The organism is Enterobacter mori, from assembly GCF_025244905.1.
In the GTDB taxonomy this organism is placed as follows: Bacteria; Pseudomonadota; Gammaproteobacteria; order Enterobacterales; family Enterobacteriaceae; genus Enterobacter; species Enterobacter mori_A.
This window is the reverse complement of the sequence record NZ_CP104285.1, coordinates 352,766-370,691: the sequence shown is the minus strand read 5'-3', so window position 1 is coordinate 370,691 and position 17,926 is coordinate 352,766. Positions and strand designations below refer to the sequence as shown.

9 protein-coding genes, 2 tRNA genes and 3 rRNA genes are annotated in these 17,926 nt (G+C 53.2%); 7 read left to right on the top strand and 7 right to left on the bottom strand.

Annotation, left to right across the window (positions count from 1 at the left end; all coding sequences use genetic code 11):
• The first annotated feature begins 56 nt into the window (after positions 1-56).
• From N2K86_RS01775 to N2K86_RS01755, 5 genes are all read left to right on the top strand, one after another.
• The gene (locus tag N2K86_RS01775) at positions 57-1,358 is read left to right on the top strand and encodes an anaerobic C4-dicarboxylate transporter (RefSeq protein WP_260660260.1); all 1,302 of its coding nucleotides are present in this window, start codon (positions 57-59) and stop codon (positions 1,356-1,358) included.
• Positions 1,359-1,471: 113 nt separating this feature from the next.
• Entirely contained in the window at positions 1,472-1,795 is a 324-nt protein-coding gene (cutA, locus tag N2K86_RS01770; protein ID WP_260660259.1) for a divalent cation tolerance protein CutA, read from the top strand.
• Positions 1,771-3,480: a protein-disulfide reductase DsbD gene (locus N2K86_RS01765; protein ID WP_260660258.1), complete on the top strand. Its 1,710-nt coding sequence runs from the start codon at positions 1,771-1,773 to the stop codon at positions 3,478-3,480. Before cutA ends, N2K86_RS01765 begins: the two co-directional genes overlap by 25 nt.
• Before the next feature lie 49 nt (positions 3,481-3,529).
• A complete protein-coding gene (locus N2K86_RS01760) occupies positions 3,530-4,105 on the top strand; it encodes a transcriptional regulator (protein ID WP_089601520.1) in 576 nt (191 codons plus the stop codon).
• 127 nt (positions 4,106-4,232) lie between these two features.
• A tRNA-Phe gene (locus N2K86_RS01755) sits at positions 4,233-4,308 on the top strand.
• Positions 4,309-4,526: 218 nt separating this feature from the next.
• Here the strand turns inward: N2K86_RS01755 and rrf are convergent.
• The 4 genes from rrf to N2K86_RS01735 form a co-directional block, all read right to left on the bottom strand.
• Positions 4,527-4,642, bottom strand: a 5S ribosomal RNA gene (rrf, locus tag N2K86_RS01750).
• A 69-nt stretch (positions 4,643-4,711) separates the two neighbouring features.
• Positions 4,712-7,617: ribosomal RNA gene (locus N2K86_RS01745) — 23S ribosomal RNA — on the bottom strand.
• A gap of 182 nt (positions 7,618-7,799) precedes the next feature.
• Positions 7,800-7,875 (bottom strand) — tRNA-Glu (locus N2K86_RS01740).
• 85 nt (positions 7,876-7,960) lie between these two features.
• Positions 7,961-9,502: ribosomal RNA gene (locus N2K86_RS01735) — 16S ribosomal RNA — on the bottom strand.
• Together the 16S, 23S and 5S rRNA genes with 1 tRNA gene alongside form the textbook arrangement of a ribosomal RNA operon.
• Positions 9,503-9,961: 459 nt before the next feature.
• Between N2K86_RS01735 and N2K86_RS01730 the strand changes: the two genes are divergently transcribed.
• A complete protein-coding gene (locus tag N2K86_RS01730; RefSeq protein WP_260660257.1) occupies positions 9,962-10,915 on the top strand; it encodes a nickel/cobalt transporter in 954 nt (317 codons plus the stop codon).
• Positions 10,916-10,948: 33 nt separating this feature from the next.
• Here the strand turns inward: N2K86_RS01730 and proP are convergent, their stop codons facing one another.
• On the bottom strand, positions 10,949-12,451 hold the full coding sequence (proP, locus tag N2K86_RS01725; RefSeq protein WP_260660256.1) for a glycine betaine/L-proline transporter ProP: 1,503 nt from the start codon (positions 12,449-12,451) through the stop codon (positions 10,949-10,951).
• A gap of 647 nt (positions 12,452-13,098) precedes the next feature.
• Here proP and kdgT point away from each other — a divergent pair.
• Complete coding sequence (gene kdgT / locus N2K86_RS01720; protein ID WP_260660255.1) at positions 13,099-14,091, top strand: 2-keto-3-deoxygluconate transporter; 993 nt, start codon at positions 13,099-13,101, stop codon at positions 14,089-14,091.
• A gap of 62 nt (positions 14,092-14,153) precedes the next feature.
• Here the strand turns inward: kdgT and N2K86_RS01715 are convergent, their stop codons facing one another.
• Positions 14,154-15,029 carry a YjcZ-like family protein gene (locus N2K86_RS01715; RefSeq protein WP_260660254.1) on the bottom strand — a complete coding sequence of 292 codons (876 nt, stop codon included), beginning with the start codon at positions 15,027-15,029 and terminating at the stop codon, positions 14,154-14,156.
• Positions 15,026-17,380 (bottom strand): clamp-binding protein CrfC, encoded by a 2,355-nt coding sequence (crfC, locus tag N2K86_RS01710; protein ID WP_260660253.1) that lies wholly within the window; start codon positions 17,378-17,380, stop codon positions 15,026-15,028. The genes N2K86_RS01715 and crfC overlap by 4 nt, the downstream gene beginning before the upstream one ends.
• Between the last annotated feature and the right edge of the window lie 546 nt (positions 17,381-17,926).

Genomic DNA, 17,926 nt, shown 5'->3' with positions numbered 1-17,926 from the left:
ATTACCAATTACACAACATTTCAATATCAACTTGTTAATAAACAAGGAAGGCACTTATGTTTGGAGCAGAACTCGTCATCGTCTTGTTGGCGATTTATTTGGGCGCACGACTCGGGGGGATCGGCATCGGTTTTGCCGGCGGTCTCGGGGTGCTCGTTCTTACCCTTCTCTTTCAGATCAAACCCGGCGCAATCCCTTTTGACGTTATCGAAATCATCATGGCAGTTATTGCAGCTATCGCGGCCATGCAGGTCGCAGGCGGTATGGACTACCTGGTGAGCCTGGCGGAGCGTATGCTGCGCCGCCATCCCAAATATATTACCTTCCTTGCCCCGCTGGTGACCTGGTTTATGACCATTCTCGCCGGTACTGGCCACACTGCTTTTTCAACGCTGCCGGTGATTACTGAAGTGGCGAAGGAACAAGGTATTCGCCCGTCGCGTCCGCTCTCTATTGCAGTAGTCGCGTCCCAGATTGCGATTACCGCATCACCGATTTCCGCTGCGGTGGTCTTCTTCGCCGGGATCCTTGAGCCGATGGGCGTAAGCTACCTGACGCTGCTGGCGATCTGTATTCCGGTAACGCTGATTGCAGTCATGATTACCGCTGTGCTCTGTAACTTTCTCGGTGCCGAGCTGAAAGACGACCCTGTTTACCAGGAACGCCTGGCGAAAGGTGAAGTGAAGCTGCGCGGTAGCCAGGTCTTCGAACTGAAGCCACACGCAAAACGCTCCGTGCTGCTGTTCCTGATTGGCATTGTCGCCGTGATGTTCTACGCGACCGCCATCAGTGACACCGTGGGGCTGATCCAGAACCCGGTCCTGCCGCGTAACGAAGCGATTGTGGTGTTCATGCTGACCATCGCCACGCTGATTAGCATCACCTGTAAAATTGACACCAGCGAAGTGCTGAACGCCAGCACCTTTAAATCCGGTATGAGCGCCTGCGTGTGCGTACTGGGCGTAGCCTGGCTCGGTGATACCTTCGTGAAAGCGCACATCAGCGACATCCAGACCGTAGCAGGCGACCTGCTGCACAACTATCCGTGGCTGCTGGCGGTCGTGCTGTTCTTTGCTGCGACCCTGCTCTACTCTCAGGCCGCCACCACCAAAGCGCTGATGCCTGCGGCACTGATGCTGGGTGTGACGCCGCTGACGGCAATTGCCTCTTTCGCGGCGGTTTCTGCGCTGTTCGTATTGCCAACCTACCCAACCCTGCTGGCGGCGGTTGAAATGGATGACACCGGCTCAACGCGTATCGGTAAGTACGTGTTTAACCACGCGTTCCTGATCCCGGGCGTCGTCGCCATTACGCTTTGTGTGATCCTCGGCTTTATCATCGGTGGCATTGTGCTGTAAACGGATTGCCGTTGTAAAAATAGTTAAAATCGGGCCGCTCTGCGGCCCGTTTCATTAATGACCAACTGCCTTGCGTGATATAGTGAAGACTTTCGTGATGAGGAGGTCGACTTGTGAACACGCCCGATGCTGTTGTCGTACTGTGTACCGCCCCTGATGAAGCCACTGCCCAGGATCTCGCCGCCAAAGTGCTGGCCGAAAAACTGGCTGCCTGCGTGACGATCCTCCCCGGTGCCACCTCTCTTTATTACTGGGAAGGCAAGCTGGAGCAGGAGTACGAAGTCCAGATGTTGCTCAAAACCAATCCGGCGAATCAGCAGGCGCTACTCGACTGCCTCAAATCTCATCATCCTTACCAAACTCCGGAACTGCTGGTGCTGCCAGTGGTCCACGGCGATAACGACTATCTCTCATGGCTCAACGCTTCCTTACGCTGATCCTGCTGCTGTGCAGCACGTCAGCTTTTGCCGGGTTATTTGACGCGCCCGGCCGTTCGAACTTTATTCCCGCCGACCAGGCGTTCATTTTCGACTTTCAGCAAAACCAGCACGATCTCAATCTTACCTGGCAGGTGAAAGAGGGCTATTACCTCTACCGCAAACAGGTCAGCATCACGCCCGCAAAGGCTAACGTCGGCGCACTGCAAATGCCCGCGGGTGAGTGGCATGAGGACGAGTTCTACGGTAAGAGTGAAATCTACCGCCAGCGCTTAAGCGTGCCCGTTACGGTGAATCAGGCCGATAAAGGCGCAACGCTGACCGTCACCTATCAAGGATGTGCGGATGCCGGATTCTGCTATCCCCCTGAAACGAAGGTCGTTCCGCTCAGCGAAGTGAAAGCCGCGGCCTCCCCTCTCCCCTCAGGGGAGAGGGCCAGGGTGAGGGGTGAAGGTGAAGGCGAAGCCGCGTCAGACCTTCCGTTCTCGGCGCTGTGGGCCTTGCTGATCGGTATAGGCATTGCCTTTACGCCGTGCGTCCTGCCAATGTACCCGCTTATTTCAGGCATCGTACTGGGCGGCAAACAGCGCCTTTCTACCGCCCGCGCGCTGCTGCTGGCCTTTATCTACGTGCAGGGTATGGCGCTGACCTACACGGCGCTCGGCCTTGTGGTCGCCGCTGCCGGATTGCAGTTCCAGGCGGCGCTTCAGCACCCTTACGTGCTTATAGGCCTGTCAGCGGTGTTTATCCTGCTGGCACTGTCGATGTTTGGCCTGTTCACGCTGCAGCTACCGTCAGCTCTGCAAACTCGCTTAACGCTGATGAGTAACCGCCAGCAGGGTGGTTCGGCAGGCGGGGTGTTTGCGATGGGGGCCATCGCTGGACTGATTTGCTCCCCTTGCACCACCGCACCGCTGAGCGCCATCCTGCTCTATATTGCCCAGAGCGGCAATCTGTGGCTTGGAGGCGGTACGCTGTACCTATACGCGCTGGGCATGGGCCTGCCGCTGATTCTGGTCACAGTTTTCGGCAACCGACTTCTGCCGAAGAGCGGCCCGTGGATGGAGACGGTGAAAACAGCGTTTGGCTTTGTGATTCTGGCGCTGCCTGTGTTCCTGCTGGAGCGCATTGTGGGTGACCTCTGGGGCATTCGCCTGTGGGCAATGCTCAGTGTGGCCTTCTTCGGCTGGGCATTTATCGTCAGCCTGGGCGCAAAAAAAGCGTGGATGCGTCTGGTGCAAATTCTTCTGCTCGCCGCTGCGCTGGTGAGCGTGCGTCCGCTACAGGATTGGGCTTTCGGCTCACCCGTTAGCGAGACGCAGGCGCACCTGAATTTCACGCAGATTAACAACGTGGATGAACTCAACGCCGCCCTGACGCAAGCAAAAGGTAAACCGGTGATGCTCGATCTCTATGCCGACTGGTGTGTCGCCTGTAAAGAGTTTGAAAAATACACCTTTAGCGATCCACAGGTACAACGTGCTCTAAAAGAAACGGTTCTGCTCCAGGTGAATGTGACAGCCAATAATGCGCAGGATAAGGCTCTGCTGAAGCAGCTTAACGTGCTCGGGCTGCCCACTATTCTGTTCTTCGATAAACAAGGCCTGGAACAACCAGAACAGCGTGTAACCGGGTTTATGGATGCAGCGGCGTTCAGCGCGCATTTGCGCAATCGCCAACCGTAAACAACACTTTAAACGGGATAAACCGTTGGGAATAACGGAGGAGAAAACCGTGCAACGTGAAGACGTACTGGGACAAGCCCTGCAATTACTTGAGATTCAAGGGATCGCCAGCACCACGCTTGAGATGGTCGCCGACCGTATCGATTACCCTCTGGACGAGCTTACCCGCTTCTGGCCCGATAAAGAGGCGCTGCTCTATGACGCCCTGCGCTATCTCAGCCAGCAGGTGGATATCTGGCGCAGGCAGTTGATGTTGAATGAAGAGCTCACGGCAGAGCAAAAGCTGCTGGCGCGTTATACCGCCCTGACGGAATGCGTCAGCAACAACCGCTATCCGGGCTGTCTGTTCATCGCCGCCTGTACGTACTTCCCCGATCCAGGCCACCCCATCCATCAGTTGGCGGATCAGCAAAAACGTGCGGCGCATGATTTTACCCACGAACTGCTGACCACGCTTGAAGTGGATGACCCGGCGATGGTGGCGAAGCAGATGGAGCTGGTGCTGGAAGGTTGCCTGAGCCGCATGCTGGTGAACCGTAGTCAGGCGGATGTGGATACGGCGCATCGACTGGCGGAAGATATTCTCCGCTTTGCTCAGTGCCGTATGGGCGGGGCGTTGACGTAAGCGAACCTGTTAAATTCGCCCTATTCGACGCGTAAACCATCAGATTGCCGCAAAGTTAAGCAATTGAACAGCTTTTCCCGAAATAATGTTGACGATAAGGCGTGATTGCGGTTTAATGCGCTCCGTTGCCCGGATAGCTCAGTCGGTAGAGCAGGGGATTGAAAATCCCCGTGTCCTTGGTTCGATTCCGAGTCCGGGCACCACTATTTAAAGAACCCAGCTTATGGCTGGGTTTTTGCTTTTCTGCGTTTATCAAAACCTTCCCTGTTTTTATATTCCTGTATCTCTTTCCAGTAAGATCGTGCGGCCTGGTCTGCCCGGTGACGCTGCGCTTACCGGGCCTACAAACCCATCCGGCATGGTTTCTGACGCACAAAGCAAAAAACCCCGCACCTTACGGTACGGGGTTCTTCTAATTGATGCCTGGCAGTTCCCTACTCTCACATGGGGAGACCCCACACTACCATCGGCGCTACGGCGTTTCACTTCTGAGTTCGGCATGGGGTCAGGTGGGACCACCGCGCTAAAGCCGCCAGGCAAATTCTGTTAATCTGTATCAGGCTGAAAATCGTGTCTCTCTCTTCGCCAAAACACCTTCGGCGTTGTAAGGTTAAGCCTCACGGTTCATTAGTATCGGTTAGCTCAACGCATCGCTGCGCTTACACACCCGACCTATCAACGTCGTAGTCTTCAACGTTCCTTCAGGAGACTTAAAGTCTCAGGGAGAACTCATCTCGGGGCAAGTTTCGTGCTTAGATGCTTTCAGCACTTATCTTTTCCGCATTTAGCTACCGGGCAGTGCCATTGGCATGACAACCCGAACACCAGTGATGCGTCCACTCCGGTCCTCTCGTACTAGGAGCAGCCCCCCTCAATTCTCCAGCGCCCACGGCAGATAGGGACCGAACTGTCTCACGACGTTCTAAACCCAGCTCGCGTACCACTTTAAATGGCGAACAGCCATACCCTTGGGACCTACTTCAGCCCCAGGATGTGATGAGCCGACATCGAGGTGCCAAACACCGCCGTCGATATGAACTCTTGGGCGGTATCAGCCTGTTATCCCCGGAGTACCTTTTATCCGTTGAGCGATGGCCCTTCCATTCAGAACCACCGGATCACTATGACCTGCTTTCGCACCTGCTCGAGCCGTCACTCTCGCAGTCAAGCTAGCTTATGCCATTGCACTAACCTCCTGATGTCCGACCAGGATTAGCTAACCTTCGTGCTCCTCCGTTACTCTTTGGGAGGAGACCGCCCCAGTCAAACTACCCACCAGACACTGTCCGCAACCCGGATCACGGGTCTACGTTAGAACACCAGCCATTAAAGGGTGGTATTTCAAGGATGGCTCCACGCAGACTGGCGTCCACGCTTCAAAGCCTCCCACCTATCCTACACATCAAGGACCAGTGTTCAGTGTCAAGCTATAGTAAAGGTTCACGGGGTCTTTCCGTCTTGCCGCGGGTACACTGCATCTTCACAGCGAGTTCAATTTCACTGAGTCTCGGGTGGAGACAGCCTGGCCATCATTACGCCATTCGTGCAGGTCGGAACTTACCCGACAAGGAATTTCGCTACCTTAGGACCGTTATAGTTACGGCCGCCGTTTACCGGGGCTTCGATCAAGAGCTTCGCGTTGCCGCTAACCCCATCAATTAACCTTCCGGCACCGGGCAGGCGTCACACCGTATACGTCCACTTTCGTGTTTGCACAGTGCTGTGTTTTTAATAAACAGTTGCAGCCAGCTGGTATCTTCGACTGATTTCAGCTCCACCCGCAGGGGCTTCACCTACATATCAGCGTGCCTTCTCCCGAAGTTACGGCACCATTTTGCCTAGTTCCTTCACCCGAGTTCTCTCAAGCGCCTTGGTATTCTCTACCTGACCACCTGTGTCGGTTTGGGGTACGATTTGATGTTACCTGATGCTTAGAGGCTTTTCCTGGAAGCAGGGCATTTGTTACTTCAGCACCGTAGTGCCTCGTCATCACACCTCAGCGTTAATAAGGTACCGGATTTACCTGGAACCTCCGCCTACATGCTTAAACCGGGACAACCGTCGCCCGGCTAACATAGCCTTCTCCGTCCCCCCTTCGCAGTAACACCAAGTACAGGAATATTAACCTGTTTCCCATCGACTACGCCTTTCGGCCTCGCCTTAGGGGTCGACTCACCCTGCCCCGATTAACGTTGGACAGGAACCCTTGGTCTTCCGGCGTGCGGGCTTTTCACCCGCATTATCGTTACTTATGTCAGCATTCGCACTTCTGATACCTCCAGCAACCCTCACAGGCCACCTTCAACGGCTTACAGAACGCTCCCCTACCCAACAACGCATAAGCGTCGCTGCCGCAGCTTCGGTGCATGGTTTAGCCCCGTTACATCTTCCGCGCAGGCCGACTCGACCAGTGAGCTATTACGCTTTCTTTAAATGATGGCTGCTTCTAAGCCAACATCCTGGCTGTCTGTGCCTTCCCACATCGTTTCCCACTTAACCATGACTTTGGGACCTTAGCTGGCGGTCTGGGTTGTTTCCCTCTTCACGACGGACGTTAGCACCCGCCGTGTGTCTCCCGTGATAACATTCTTCGGTATTCGTAGTTTGCATCGGGTTGGTAAGCCGGGATGGCCCCCTAGCCGAAACAGTGCTCTACCCCCGAAGATGAGTTCACGAGGCGCTACCTAAATAGCTTTCGGGGAGAACCAGCTATCTCCCGGTTTGATTGGCCTTTCACCCCCAGCCACAAGTCATCCGCTAATTTTTCAACATTAGTCGGTTCGGTCCTCCAGTTAGTGTTACCCAACCTTCAACCTGCCCATGGCTAGATCACCGGGTTTCGGGTCTATACCCTGCAACTTAACGCCCAGTTAAGACTCGGTTTCCCTTCGGCTCCCCTATACGGTTAACCTTGCTACAGAATATAAGTCGCTGACCCATTATACAAAAGGTACGCAGTCACACCACGAAGGTGCTCCCACTGCTTGTACGTACACGGTTTCAGGTTCTTTTTCACTCCCCTCGCCGGGGTTCTTTTCGCCTTTCCCTCACGGTACTGGTTCACTATCGGTCAGTCAGGAGTATTTAGCCTTGGAGGATGGTCCCCCCATATTCAGACAGGATACCACGTGTCCCGCCCTACTCTTCGAGTTCACAGCAAGTGTGCTTTCGTGTACGGGACTATCACCCTGTACCGTCGGACTTTCCAGACCGTTCCACTAACACACAAGCTGATTCAGACTCTGGGCTGCTCCCCGTTCGCTCGCCGCTACTGGGGGAATCTCGGTTGATTTCTTTTCCTCGGGGTACTTAGATGTTTCAGTTCCCCCGGTTCGCCTCGTTAACCTATGTATTCAGTTAACGATAGTGTGTCGGAACACACTGGGTTTCCCCATTCGGACATCGCCGGGTCAAAGGTTCATATCACCTCGCCGGCGCTTTTCGCAGATTAGCACGTCCTTCATCGCCTCTGACTGCCAGGGCATCCACCGTGTACGCTTAGTCGCTTAACCTCACAACCCGAAGATGTTTCACTTCTGATTGCGAAAATTTGAGAGACTCGAACACACATAACATGTGTGTCGTTTCAATTTTCAGCTTGATCCAGATTTTTAAAGAGCAAATATCTCAAACATGACTCGCAAGTCAGTTTTGAGATATGACGGCAGGTGACTTTCACTCACGAACCAGCAAGTGGCGTCCCCTAGGGGATTCGAACCCCTGTTACCGCCGTGAAAGGGCGGTGTCCTGGGCCTCTAGACGAAGGGGACACTGAAGTCTCAATCGCAAGACGCCTTGCTATTTACTTTTCATCAGACAATCTGTGTGAGCACTACAAAGGCAGGTTCTTTAAGGTAAGGAGGTGATCCAACCGCAGGTTCCCCTACGGTTACCTTGTTACGACTTCACCCCAGTCATGAATCACAAAGTGGTAAGCGCCCTCCCGAAGGTTAAGCTACCTACTTCTTTTGCAACCCACTCCCATGGTGTGACGGGCGGTGTGTACAAGGCCCGGGAACGTATTCACCGTAGCATTCTGATCTACGATTACTAGCGATTCCGACTTCATGGAGTCGAGTTGCAGACTCCAATCCGGACTACGACGCACTTTATGAGGTCCGCTTGCTCTCGCGAGGTCGCTTCTCTTTGTATGCGCCATTGTAGCACGTGTGTAGCCCTACTCGTAAGGGCCATGATGACTTGACGTCATCCCCACCTTCCTCCAGTTTATCACTGGCAGTCTCCTTTGAGTTCCCGGCCGGACCGCTGGCAACAAAGGATAAGGGTTGCGCTCGTTGCGGGACTTAACCCAACATTTCACAACACGAGCTGACGACAGCCATGCAGCACCTGTCTCAGAGTTCCCGAAGGCACCAATCCATCTCTGGAAAGTTCTCTGGATGTCAAGAGTAGGTAAGGTTCTTCGCGTTGCATCGAATTAAACCACATGCTCCACCGCTTGTGCGGGCCCCCGTCAATTCATTTGAGTTTTAACCTTGCGGCCGTACTCCCCAGGCGGTCGACTTAACGCGTTAGCTCCGGAAGCCACGCCTCAAGGGCACAACCTCCAAGTCGACATCGTTTACGGCGTGGACTACCAGGGTATCTAATCCTGTTTGCTCCCCACGCTTTCGCACCTGAGCGTCAGTCTTTGTCCAGGGGGCCGCCTTCGCCACCGGTATTCCTCCAGATCTCTACGCATTTCACCGCTACACCTGGAATTCTACCCCCCTCTACAAGACTCTAGCCTGCCAGTTTCGAATGCAGTTCCCAGGTTGAGCCCGGGGATTTCACATCCGACTTGACAGACCGCCTGCGTGCGCTTTACGCCCAGTAATTCCGATTAACGCTTGCACCCTCCGTATTACCGCGGCTGCTGGCACGGAGTTAGCCGGTGCTTCTTCTGCGGGTAACGTCAATTGCTGAGGTTATTAACCTCAACACCTTCCTCCCCGCTGAAAGTACTTTACAACCCGAAGGCCTTCTTCATACACGCGGCATGGCTGCATCAGGCTTGCGCCCATTGTGCAATATTCCCCACTGCTGCCTCCCGTAGGAGTCTGGACCGTGTCTCAGTTCCAGTGTGGCTGGTCATCCTCTCAGACCAGCTAGGGATCGTCGCCTAGGTGAGCCGTTACCCCACCTACTAGCTAATCCCATCTGGGCACATCTGATGGCAAGAGGCCCGAAGGTCCCCCTCTTTGGTCTTGCGACGTTATGCGGTATTAGCTACCGTTTCCAGTAGTTATCCCCCTCCATCAGGCAGTTTCCCAGACATTACTCACCCGTCCGCCGCTCGCCGGCAAAGTAGCAAGCTACTTTCCGCTGCCGCTCGACTTGCATGTGTTAGGCCTGCCGCCAGCGTTCAATCTGAGCCATGATCAAACTCTTCAATTTAAGTTTGATGCTCGTGAATTAAACTTCGTAATGAATTACGTATGTTCACTCAGAGACTTGGTATTCATTTATTGTCCGAAGACATTAAGAATCCATGTCACTTTGAGTGCCCACACAGATTGTCTGATAAATTGTTAAAGAGCAGTTGCGACGCGCTTTAGCGCTCTGTCGCGAGGTGGCGTATATTACGCTTTCCTCTTTCAGAGTCAACCCGTTATTTCAGGATTTTTTCTCTTCAACCGACCGGGTTGTTTGTGAAGTGATTCACATGTTCCGTGTCGATGGAGGCGCATTATAGGGAGTTCTCGCGCCGCCGCAACCGCTAAATGACAGAAAAATGACTGACTGCTGCATTCCACAGCAAAACCCCACCTTATACCTTTTTACACACAGACTTATCCACAGTCGCCCCTCAAATCCACTATACTAGCGACAAATATTCCCCTGCAGGCTCCTTCCATGACCACACAACGTCTCACCCGTGACTGGCGCATCCCCACAGCAGGGCTGATGGTGCTGGTACTTCTCTTTGCAGGTTTTACGCTCCACACGCACTGGAATGCCTTTATTCAGTGGTGCCTCACCACACAGATAACCTTACATCGCTACCTGGTGATGTACTTGCTCCAGCTGAATAACCATCAGTACAGCGGCGGTCTGTGGCTACTCACCGGCGCCTTCCTTTATGGCGTACTTCACGCCATCGGACCGGGGCATGGCAAATTCATTGTCACCACCTATCTCAGTACAAATAAAGAAAGCGAATTGGCCGCCCGGGTTGTGCCGTTTCTCGGCAGCCTAATGCAGGGCATCAGCGCCATACTCTTTGTCTTTATACTGGCAATAGGGTTTAACCTCGCCTCGGGGGATATCAGCACCAGCCGATGGTATGTAGAGAAGGTCAGTGCCGTCCTTATTGGCGCATTCGGCGCATATGTCATTTATCAGGCATTCAAAAGCCTGCGTCCGCGTCGAATAACAATTTCCTCGATCAAACCCTTCCACCAGCATGATGAGGATTGCGGTTGTGGCCACCATGGCGTTGGCACCGATCTGACAAAAGGCGACTGGAAAACGCGTCTGGGCGTGGTGATGGCGATTGGCGCGCGGCCGTGCAGCGGTGCGATCATGATCCTGATGTTCTCGAATGCGCTCGGCATTGTCACCTGGGGGATCGCCGCGGTGATGACCATGTCACTGGGTACAGCGCTTTCTATTATGGGTCTCTCGCTGGCGGTACGTTATGCCCGTGAACGCACGGTGGCATATTTCGGCGGCGGGTCAACGCTGAGCTGGCTGGTCCCGGTAGTGAAAATTGCGGGAGGGATCGTACTCATCCTGTTCGCCACCGTCCTGTTCCTGACGGTGATCCCCATTAGCGCCAACGGCGACTACATTGCCGCAGGATGCTAATAAAAGAAAACCCGCCAGCGGCGGGTTTCATTATTACTCGTTAATCCGTGGATGTTGATCAACAAGGCGGGAGCGTTTCTTCTGCAGCTCTTCAATCTCTGCGTCAATATCCTCTATCTTCTGCTCTACGTTATCGTAGTGCTCGCGCAGGATCTCTTTCGCTTCCTGAATATCCGATGCCGCAGGCGTCGCCCCTTTCAGAGGACGGTTCGCCGTCTCCTTCATGGTAAGACCGGTTGCCAGACCAATGACTGCAATAACCATCAGATAATAAGCAGGCATCATCAGGTTCTGCGTGCTTTCCACCAGAGAGGCAGCCAGCGTCGGCGTCAGGCCAGCAATCAGAACGGAGATGTTGAACGCTGCCGCCAGCGCACTATAACGAATGTGCGTCGGGAACATCGCCGGCAATGTCGAAGCCATCACCCCAATAAAGCAGTTAAGGATCACCGCCAGCATCAGCAGTCCCGCGAAAATCAGACCCAGCACATTACTGTTAATCAGAATAAAGGCTGGGATCGACAGCGCAAAAAGCGCCACACTGCCAAGGATGATAAACGGGCGACGACCAAAGCGGTCACTCAACAGACCCATAATGGGCTGCACAAACAGCATACCCACCATGATGGCGATAATAATCAGCACACCGTGATCTTCCGAGTAATGCAGGTTATGCGACAGATAGCTCGGCATGTAGGTCAGCAGCATGTAGTAGGTCACGTTGGTGGAAATCACCAGACCGATACAGGTCAGCAGGCTGCGCCAGTGTTTGGTTGCAATCTCTTTGAACGATACTTTCGGGCCTTCCTGCAGCCCTTCGCGGTCTCCCTGCTCCAGCTTTTCAACGTGCTGCTGGAACGCTGGCGTCTCTTCCAGCGCATGACGCAGGTAAAGGCCGATGATGCCCAGCGGCAGCGCGATAAAGAACGGAATACGCCAGCCCCATTCGAGGAAGTTCTCTTCACCCACCACGGTTGAAATCAGCACCACGACGCCTGCGCCCATCACAAACCCGGCAATCGAACCGAAGTCCAGCCAGCTGCCCATAAAGCCACGCTTACGGTCAGGTGAATACTCCGCAACGAAGATCGACGCACCGGTATACTCACCCCCGACGGAGAAGCCCTGCGCCATTTTACAGAGCAGCAGCAAAATCGGTGCCCAGATGCCTATAGTGGCGTAGGACGGTATCAGGCCGATACAGAATGTACTGATCGACATAATAACAATGGTAATAGCGAGTATTTTCTGGCGACCGTATTTGTCACCGAGCATACCGAAGAACAGACCACCCAGCGGGCGAATCAGGAAGGGAACGGAGAACGTACCCAGCGCGGCAATCATCTGCAGGCTTGGGTCGGCACCGGGGAAGAACACTTTACCTAATGCATAGGCAACAAAACCGTAGACACCAAAATCGAACCATTCCATCGCATTACCGAGCGAGGCGGCGGTGATCGCTTTACGCAGTTTTGCGTCATCGATAATCGTGACATCGCGAAGCGTAATGGGTTTAACCTTTTTCCTTCTTAGCATAGCTTTCCTCGTAGACTCAGCCCTGTCCGTTCCACAGCTAACACGCATTCTGTGAACCTGGGATTCGCTCCATGCGAATCGCCTTATTCAAGCGTAGCAGGTTTACTTACATTGACGTTTTACGTCGATACAACCGAACCTGTTGACGCCTGCCTGGGCAGTTAATGACCTTTTTACCCTACCAGTGTTTATATATGTGATCAACTTCACATATCTTTTTCCTGTTCGTCAAATGACGTCAGACTTTGTCAATTCCTGAGAATGCGTACTTTCTCAAGCGTCCGAAAAAACATGCTTACGTACGTTATTATTCGGGGCGCAGCAAAAGATTAAGCCACATTCCTTCACATCATATTTACATAAATTTTAATAGTAAAAAGCCGCATCCTTTGTTTACATTCATTATGTGATCAAGATAACTAAAACACTGTTTTATTTTCATTGAATCGCAATTCCAAAGATCGCATCATAAATCCGCAAACATCATCCCCAGTGCTTTCGAACAAAAGAAACGGAAGACACTCATTTAATTTTATTGCATGGATAACGAATTAGCCCCTCTTAAAGGCTGGTAATTATTTGAATTTTCTTATCTATTTTTTTGAAGCTTTCCGCCAGATACGCGGGGCGAGATGCGAGGGTTAAAGATGAAGATTAAAGCCACAATAGAACGTATCCCCGGCGGAATGATGTTGGTTCCGCTGGTACTTGGTGCGTTCTTAAATACACTGGCACCGAATACCGGTGCTTATTTTGGTGGATTCACAAAAGGTATGATTAGCGGAACGGTACCGATTCTGGCGGTATGGTTCTTTTGTATCGGTGCATCCATTAATTTACGTGCCACGGGTACGGTATTACGCAAATCAGGTACACTGGTTATCACAAAAATTGCCGTCGCCTGGGTTGTTGCAATGATCTGCGCGATGTTCATTCCGGAGAACGGCATTCAGACAGGATTCTTTGCCGGATTATCCGTGCTCGCCATCGTATCAGCGATGGATATGACCAACGGAGGTCTGTATGCCAGCCTGATGAATCAGTACGGCACCAAGGAAGAATCTGGTGCGTTCGTGCTGATGTCTCTGGAGTCCGGCCCGCTGATGACCATGTTGATCCTGGGCTCTGCCGGCCTTGCCTCCTTTGAACCTCACCACTTTGTCGGTGCGATCCTGCCATTCCTGATCGGTTTTGCGCTGGGTAATCTGGATCACGATTTACGCGACTTCTTCAGCAAAGCTACGCCGGTACTGATCCCGTTCTTTGGCTTCGCACTGGGTAACACTATCAACCTGAACGTGATCCTGGATACCGGCCTGCTGGGTATTGTGCTGGGTGTTGCCGTCATCATCATCACCGGTATTCCGCTGATCGTTGCTGACCGCGTGATTGGAGGCGGAAACGGAACCGCGGGTGTCGCCGCGTCTTCGGCCGCCGGGGCTGCCGTTGCAAACCCGGTGATAATTGCCCAAATTAATCCAGCCTTCGAACCCGTCGCAGCGTCAGCTACAGCACTGGTTGCCGCCAGCGTGATTGTCACCGCGATTCTGGTCCCCATCATCACGGCGCTGTATGCGAAACGCTACGGGAATGTGCAAGAGGCCCAGCCTGAACCGAAACCAATAGAAATGAATCATTAACACACCGCACCAGGCCATCCCCTCTCCCCTGCGGGGAGAGGGTTAGGGGGAAGGGCAGAGATTCAGCCAAAAATCTCTTCCACCATCCCATCCACCAGCCGTTTTGCCGAACAGAGCCTCGGCATGCCCAGCGCGACAGTCTGCCAGCTCTGCGTCACCGACCAGCACACCGGATGTTTATCCGCCAGGCACCAGTCCCCCAGCCAGCCCAGCATATCCTTATAATCCATCAGACCGGGGGATGCGGATGTTGTTAGCCATTGAGGGTAAAAGTGTCGGGTGGTGGGAGAGGCATTAATACCCTGAGCAAGATAATTCGCCGCCATGCTGCGCAGGTTATCCTTGAGCATGGCCGCCACATCGTCATTCGCCAGGCGACACGCATCACCAAATGGCCCCCAGCGCAACTCTTCCAGAACAACGTAACAACGGCCAGCCAAAGACCAACTGTCATATTGACCGGCGCGCCAGCGGGTAAAAATCTGCTCACTATGCTCACCCGCCTGAACCGTGAGCCCACGCTGCGTCAGCGCTTTCTCTTTATAAGCCGCACGCTGGCTAAAGTGAGCGGTGAGCTCTTCATACTGCTGCATCAGACCCGGGGGCTGAACGGTGCGCGGGTTCGTCTGCTGCCGGAGCGCCAGCAATTTATCGGACATACGGGTCAGCGCCAGGTGGCCAGGATCGAGCATTCCGGCCAGCTTCTCCGCCAGCCCCAGGCGCAATGCCGAATTTTGGGTGAACATTCCCGACATCGCCCACGGTCGTAGCCGGGTGTGCGTCACGATCTCCTGAGTCAAACGTTCACGAAACTGCAGCTGCTGCGGCCCCAGATGGGGATGGCGCGCAGCGTCCACGCCCTGAACCAGATCGACCATAAATTTGGGATGAATACACTCCAGCGTCCGCCCGGGACCGTCCAGTAGCTGTGTTGTCATGGTTGCTCTGCCGCGAATAGGGTTTGAATATCATCGCGTAACAGTCGTGTATCTTCCTGAATCCACGTTGCAGTCGTCAGACTTTGCTTCAGCATCTGGCTGAGCGCTCGTGTCGAATGCTCATTTTGCTGACGCACTGCGAGGCTATCACGCAAGCTTTCCTGTAACCCGGTCAGGCATAATGAAAATTCCGCAAAGAATGTCGCCATACCTGCCGTAACAGAGACATCGACCTGCGCGGCCAAAGCTTTACGTATTTGTTCACAAAACTGGTCGATATGTTGTTTAAATTTGTCATGAAGCTGAGCAATATCGATGACATATCGCGTGCGCGTCGCGACCGCGTCCTCCCAGCCCCAGCCCGGATTGTTCAACCAGCGCGAGACGGTTTCACGCATGCTGCCCGTCCCCAATGTTCGCTCCGCCGGACGGCTATCCATCGCAATGGCATCGTTAAACAGCGCACGCGTGTTGAAGTTCAGCTGATTAGGTTGAAACGCAGGGAAACTGATCCGCGCCCGAAAACCCGCATGGCTCAGCTGCGCTTTAATCCGCGTCTCTATGGGGCGCATGGCCTCATTCAGCGAGCGTGCCAGCGTGGATTCCAGCTGATCGAAGCGCAACGCCAGCTCTCGACAGATCTTATCCTGCGCATCCAGCATGATCAGTTCACAAGAGGCGCTGATCTTACTCAGTACAACCTGCGCCTGCCCTTCGTCGTCCAGCACCAGATGATGTCTCTCTTCCACTTCGTCGTTTCGCGCGTTCAACCGATCGATACCGGCGACACCCATAATATTGCTGTGACTAAAGACCTGCCCAATCGCCTGTTGCAGCGCGTGATTTTGCCGCGCCATGAACTCATCTGTTGCGCTAAGCGCCTCTTCAACTTCGTGTTGCACTTCATCACTGACCACACTCTGGCGCGTTTTTATCAGCGCCATGTCGTCCTCAAGCCGGGCAATATTCAATTCCAGCTCGTCGAAGGCCACGGTCAGCCCCTGATAGCGAAAATCGAGATACTCCCGGGCATTCTGCGCATAGTTGAGCAGCTTGTGGGACGCCGAACGCAGGGCAAACAGCGAGGCGTTGGCATACGCGGCGTAAATCAGCTTTCGGATGGGTTGTTCAAACAACGAGTCTTCCCACAGCAGGTCCGCGGCATGACGGATATGGTCGATATCGTCCAGATCGGCTGTTCGCCAGCGACGTCCCAGCGCTGCCTCCGCAAAATCCTGCACCCAGCGCTGCGCCTGATGGTCAGGGAGCCGTCCGTTAGCGGCCATCTCATAGCGGGCACGATTGGCCAGGTAGGCCCACATTGAGGAAACCGGGTAAATCTGCCCAGGCGAAATATTCCCCTTCATTAATGTGCCGGAAATCAACGCCCGGACCTGTTCCTCGTCATCGCTGTTACGGTCTTTCTGATCGAACTTGTTGACCAGCGCATACAGAGGGACCGATTTACCCGCCACCGAAATCGCCTGACGGACCTCCTCATCGGAAATCGATTTGAGCTGGGTGTAGTCCATCACCGCCAGGACAGCCGAGGCGCGAGCCAACTGCTCGCTGAGCATTTTTTGCAGATGCGGCTGTCCGGCTTCATTTGGCCCAGGCGTGTCGAGTAACGTCAGTTGACCCAGATGGGCATCCAGCCCTGCGAGGTGGACAAACTCCACCTCAATAACCGGAATATGTTCAATAGCGGTGTATTCGGAAAACGGAAAATCCACTCCCAGCGCCAGTGAAAGGCGCACCAGGTCATTAAGGCTTTTCAGACAATGGAATATCGGCTCTGCGCCCAGATGATGCTTTTCAAATGGCTCACCATTTTCGATACGCTCCAGCAGGGTATTCATGTCTTTATCTATTTCCAGACGCTGAGCCAGCTTACCGCGATCGTCATCGCAGAGTTTTTTCTGCAATTGCAGAATCAACGCATCAATAGGAGAGACATGCGAGAAATGAAGTACAGGCTCCTTCTGTCCCGGCGTATGGCGGATCAGCGTCGGGAGCGCGGTCATTGGCCGGTTGCGGTTAGGCAATACCTCGGTACCCACAATCGCATTAATGGTGGTTGATTTACCCGCCTTCATGGTCCCGACAATGGCCAATACCATTTCGAGACGGGTTATTTTGCGTAATTCATTATTTAGCATCGCCTGCTGAGCATCGATGCCACGGGCGCTGAAATGTAAAGGCAAGACATTATTATTAACGCCTCTCACCGCGGCCGTCGCGCTATCCAGCATCGCACCTGGCATGGATTTCAACGTTTCAAGATTCTGTAGAGCGAGCTGTAACAGACGCTCAGCTTCCTGGCTTAATTCAAAAATAGTCTGTGTGTGCATGATAAAAGCCTTTCCTTAACGCAAATTTATTACTTTTATTAAGCCACTTTGTTTTGATTATGCTGTTTTGGCTTATATGATCACGTATGGAAAACATGTTCGCAAAATATAACCAATTGATGGCAATCAGAAATAAATAACCATCCTTGCGAGGCGTGTAAAACGGCCCCCTTGGCGGAAAGCCAAAAGATAAAAAGCGTAGCTCATTTCCAGGAAACATCAGGATATATCATTGCTATTTACCCACCTAAAAAGAGAGGTAATTCTCCACCACCATGGGATGAATGGCGTTGGTGAACGTGGATAAATAACAACTTGTTGCTTAACCTTATCCGAAATGGAAGAGCGTAGCAATTTGATGCAATAAAATATTCGATATATTTAGCATCATTTCTTTCCATCGTCTTAATGCGTCAAGCATCGCTTAACTGACTGACAGCAAGTGTCACTCGCAACACAATTTTTGCATTTTTTTTTATTATGTAATAGCACCGACAAAAGTGTGGATTTGCGTTATACTTGCCGCCTTTTTCGGCACTCTGCCGT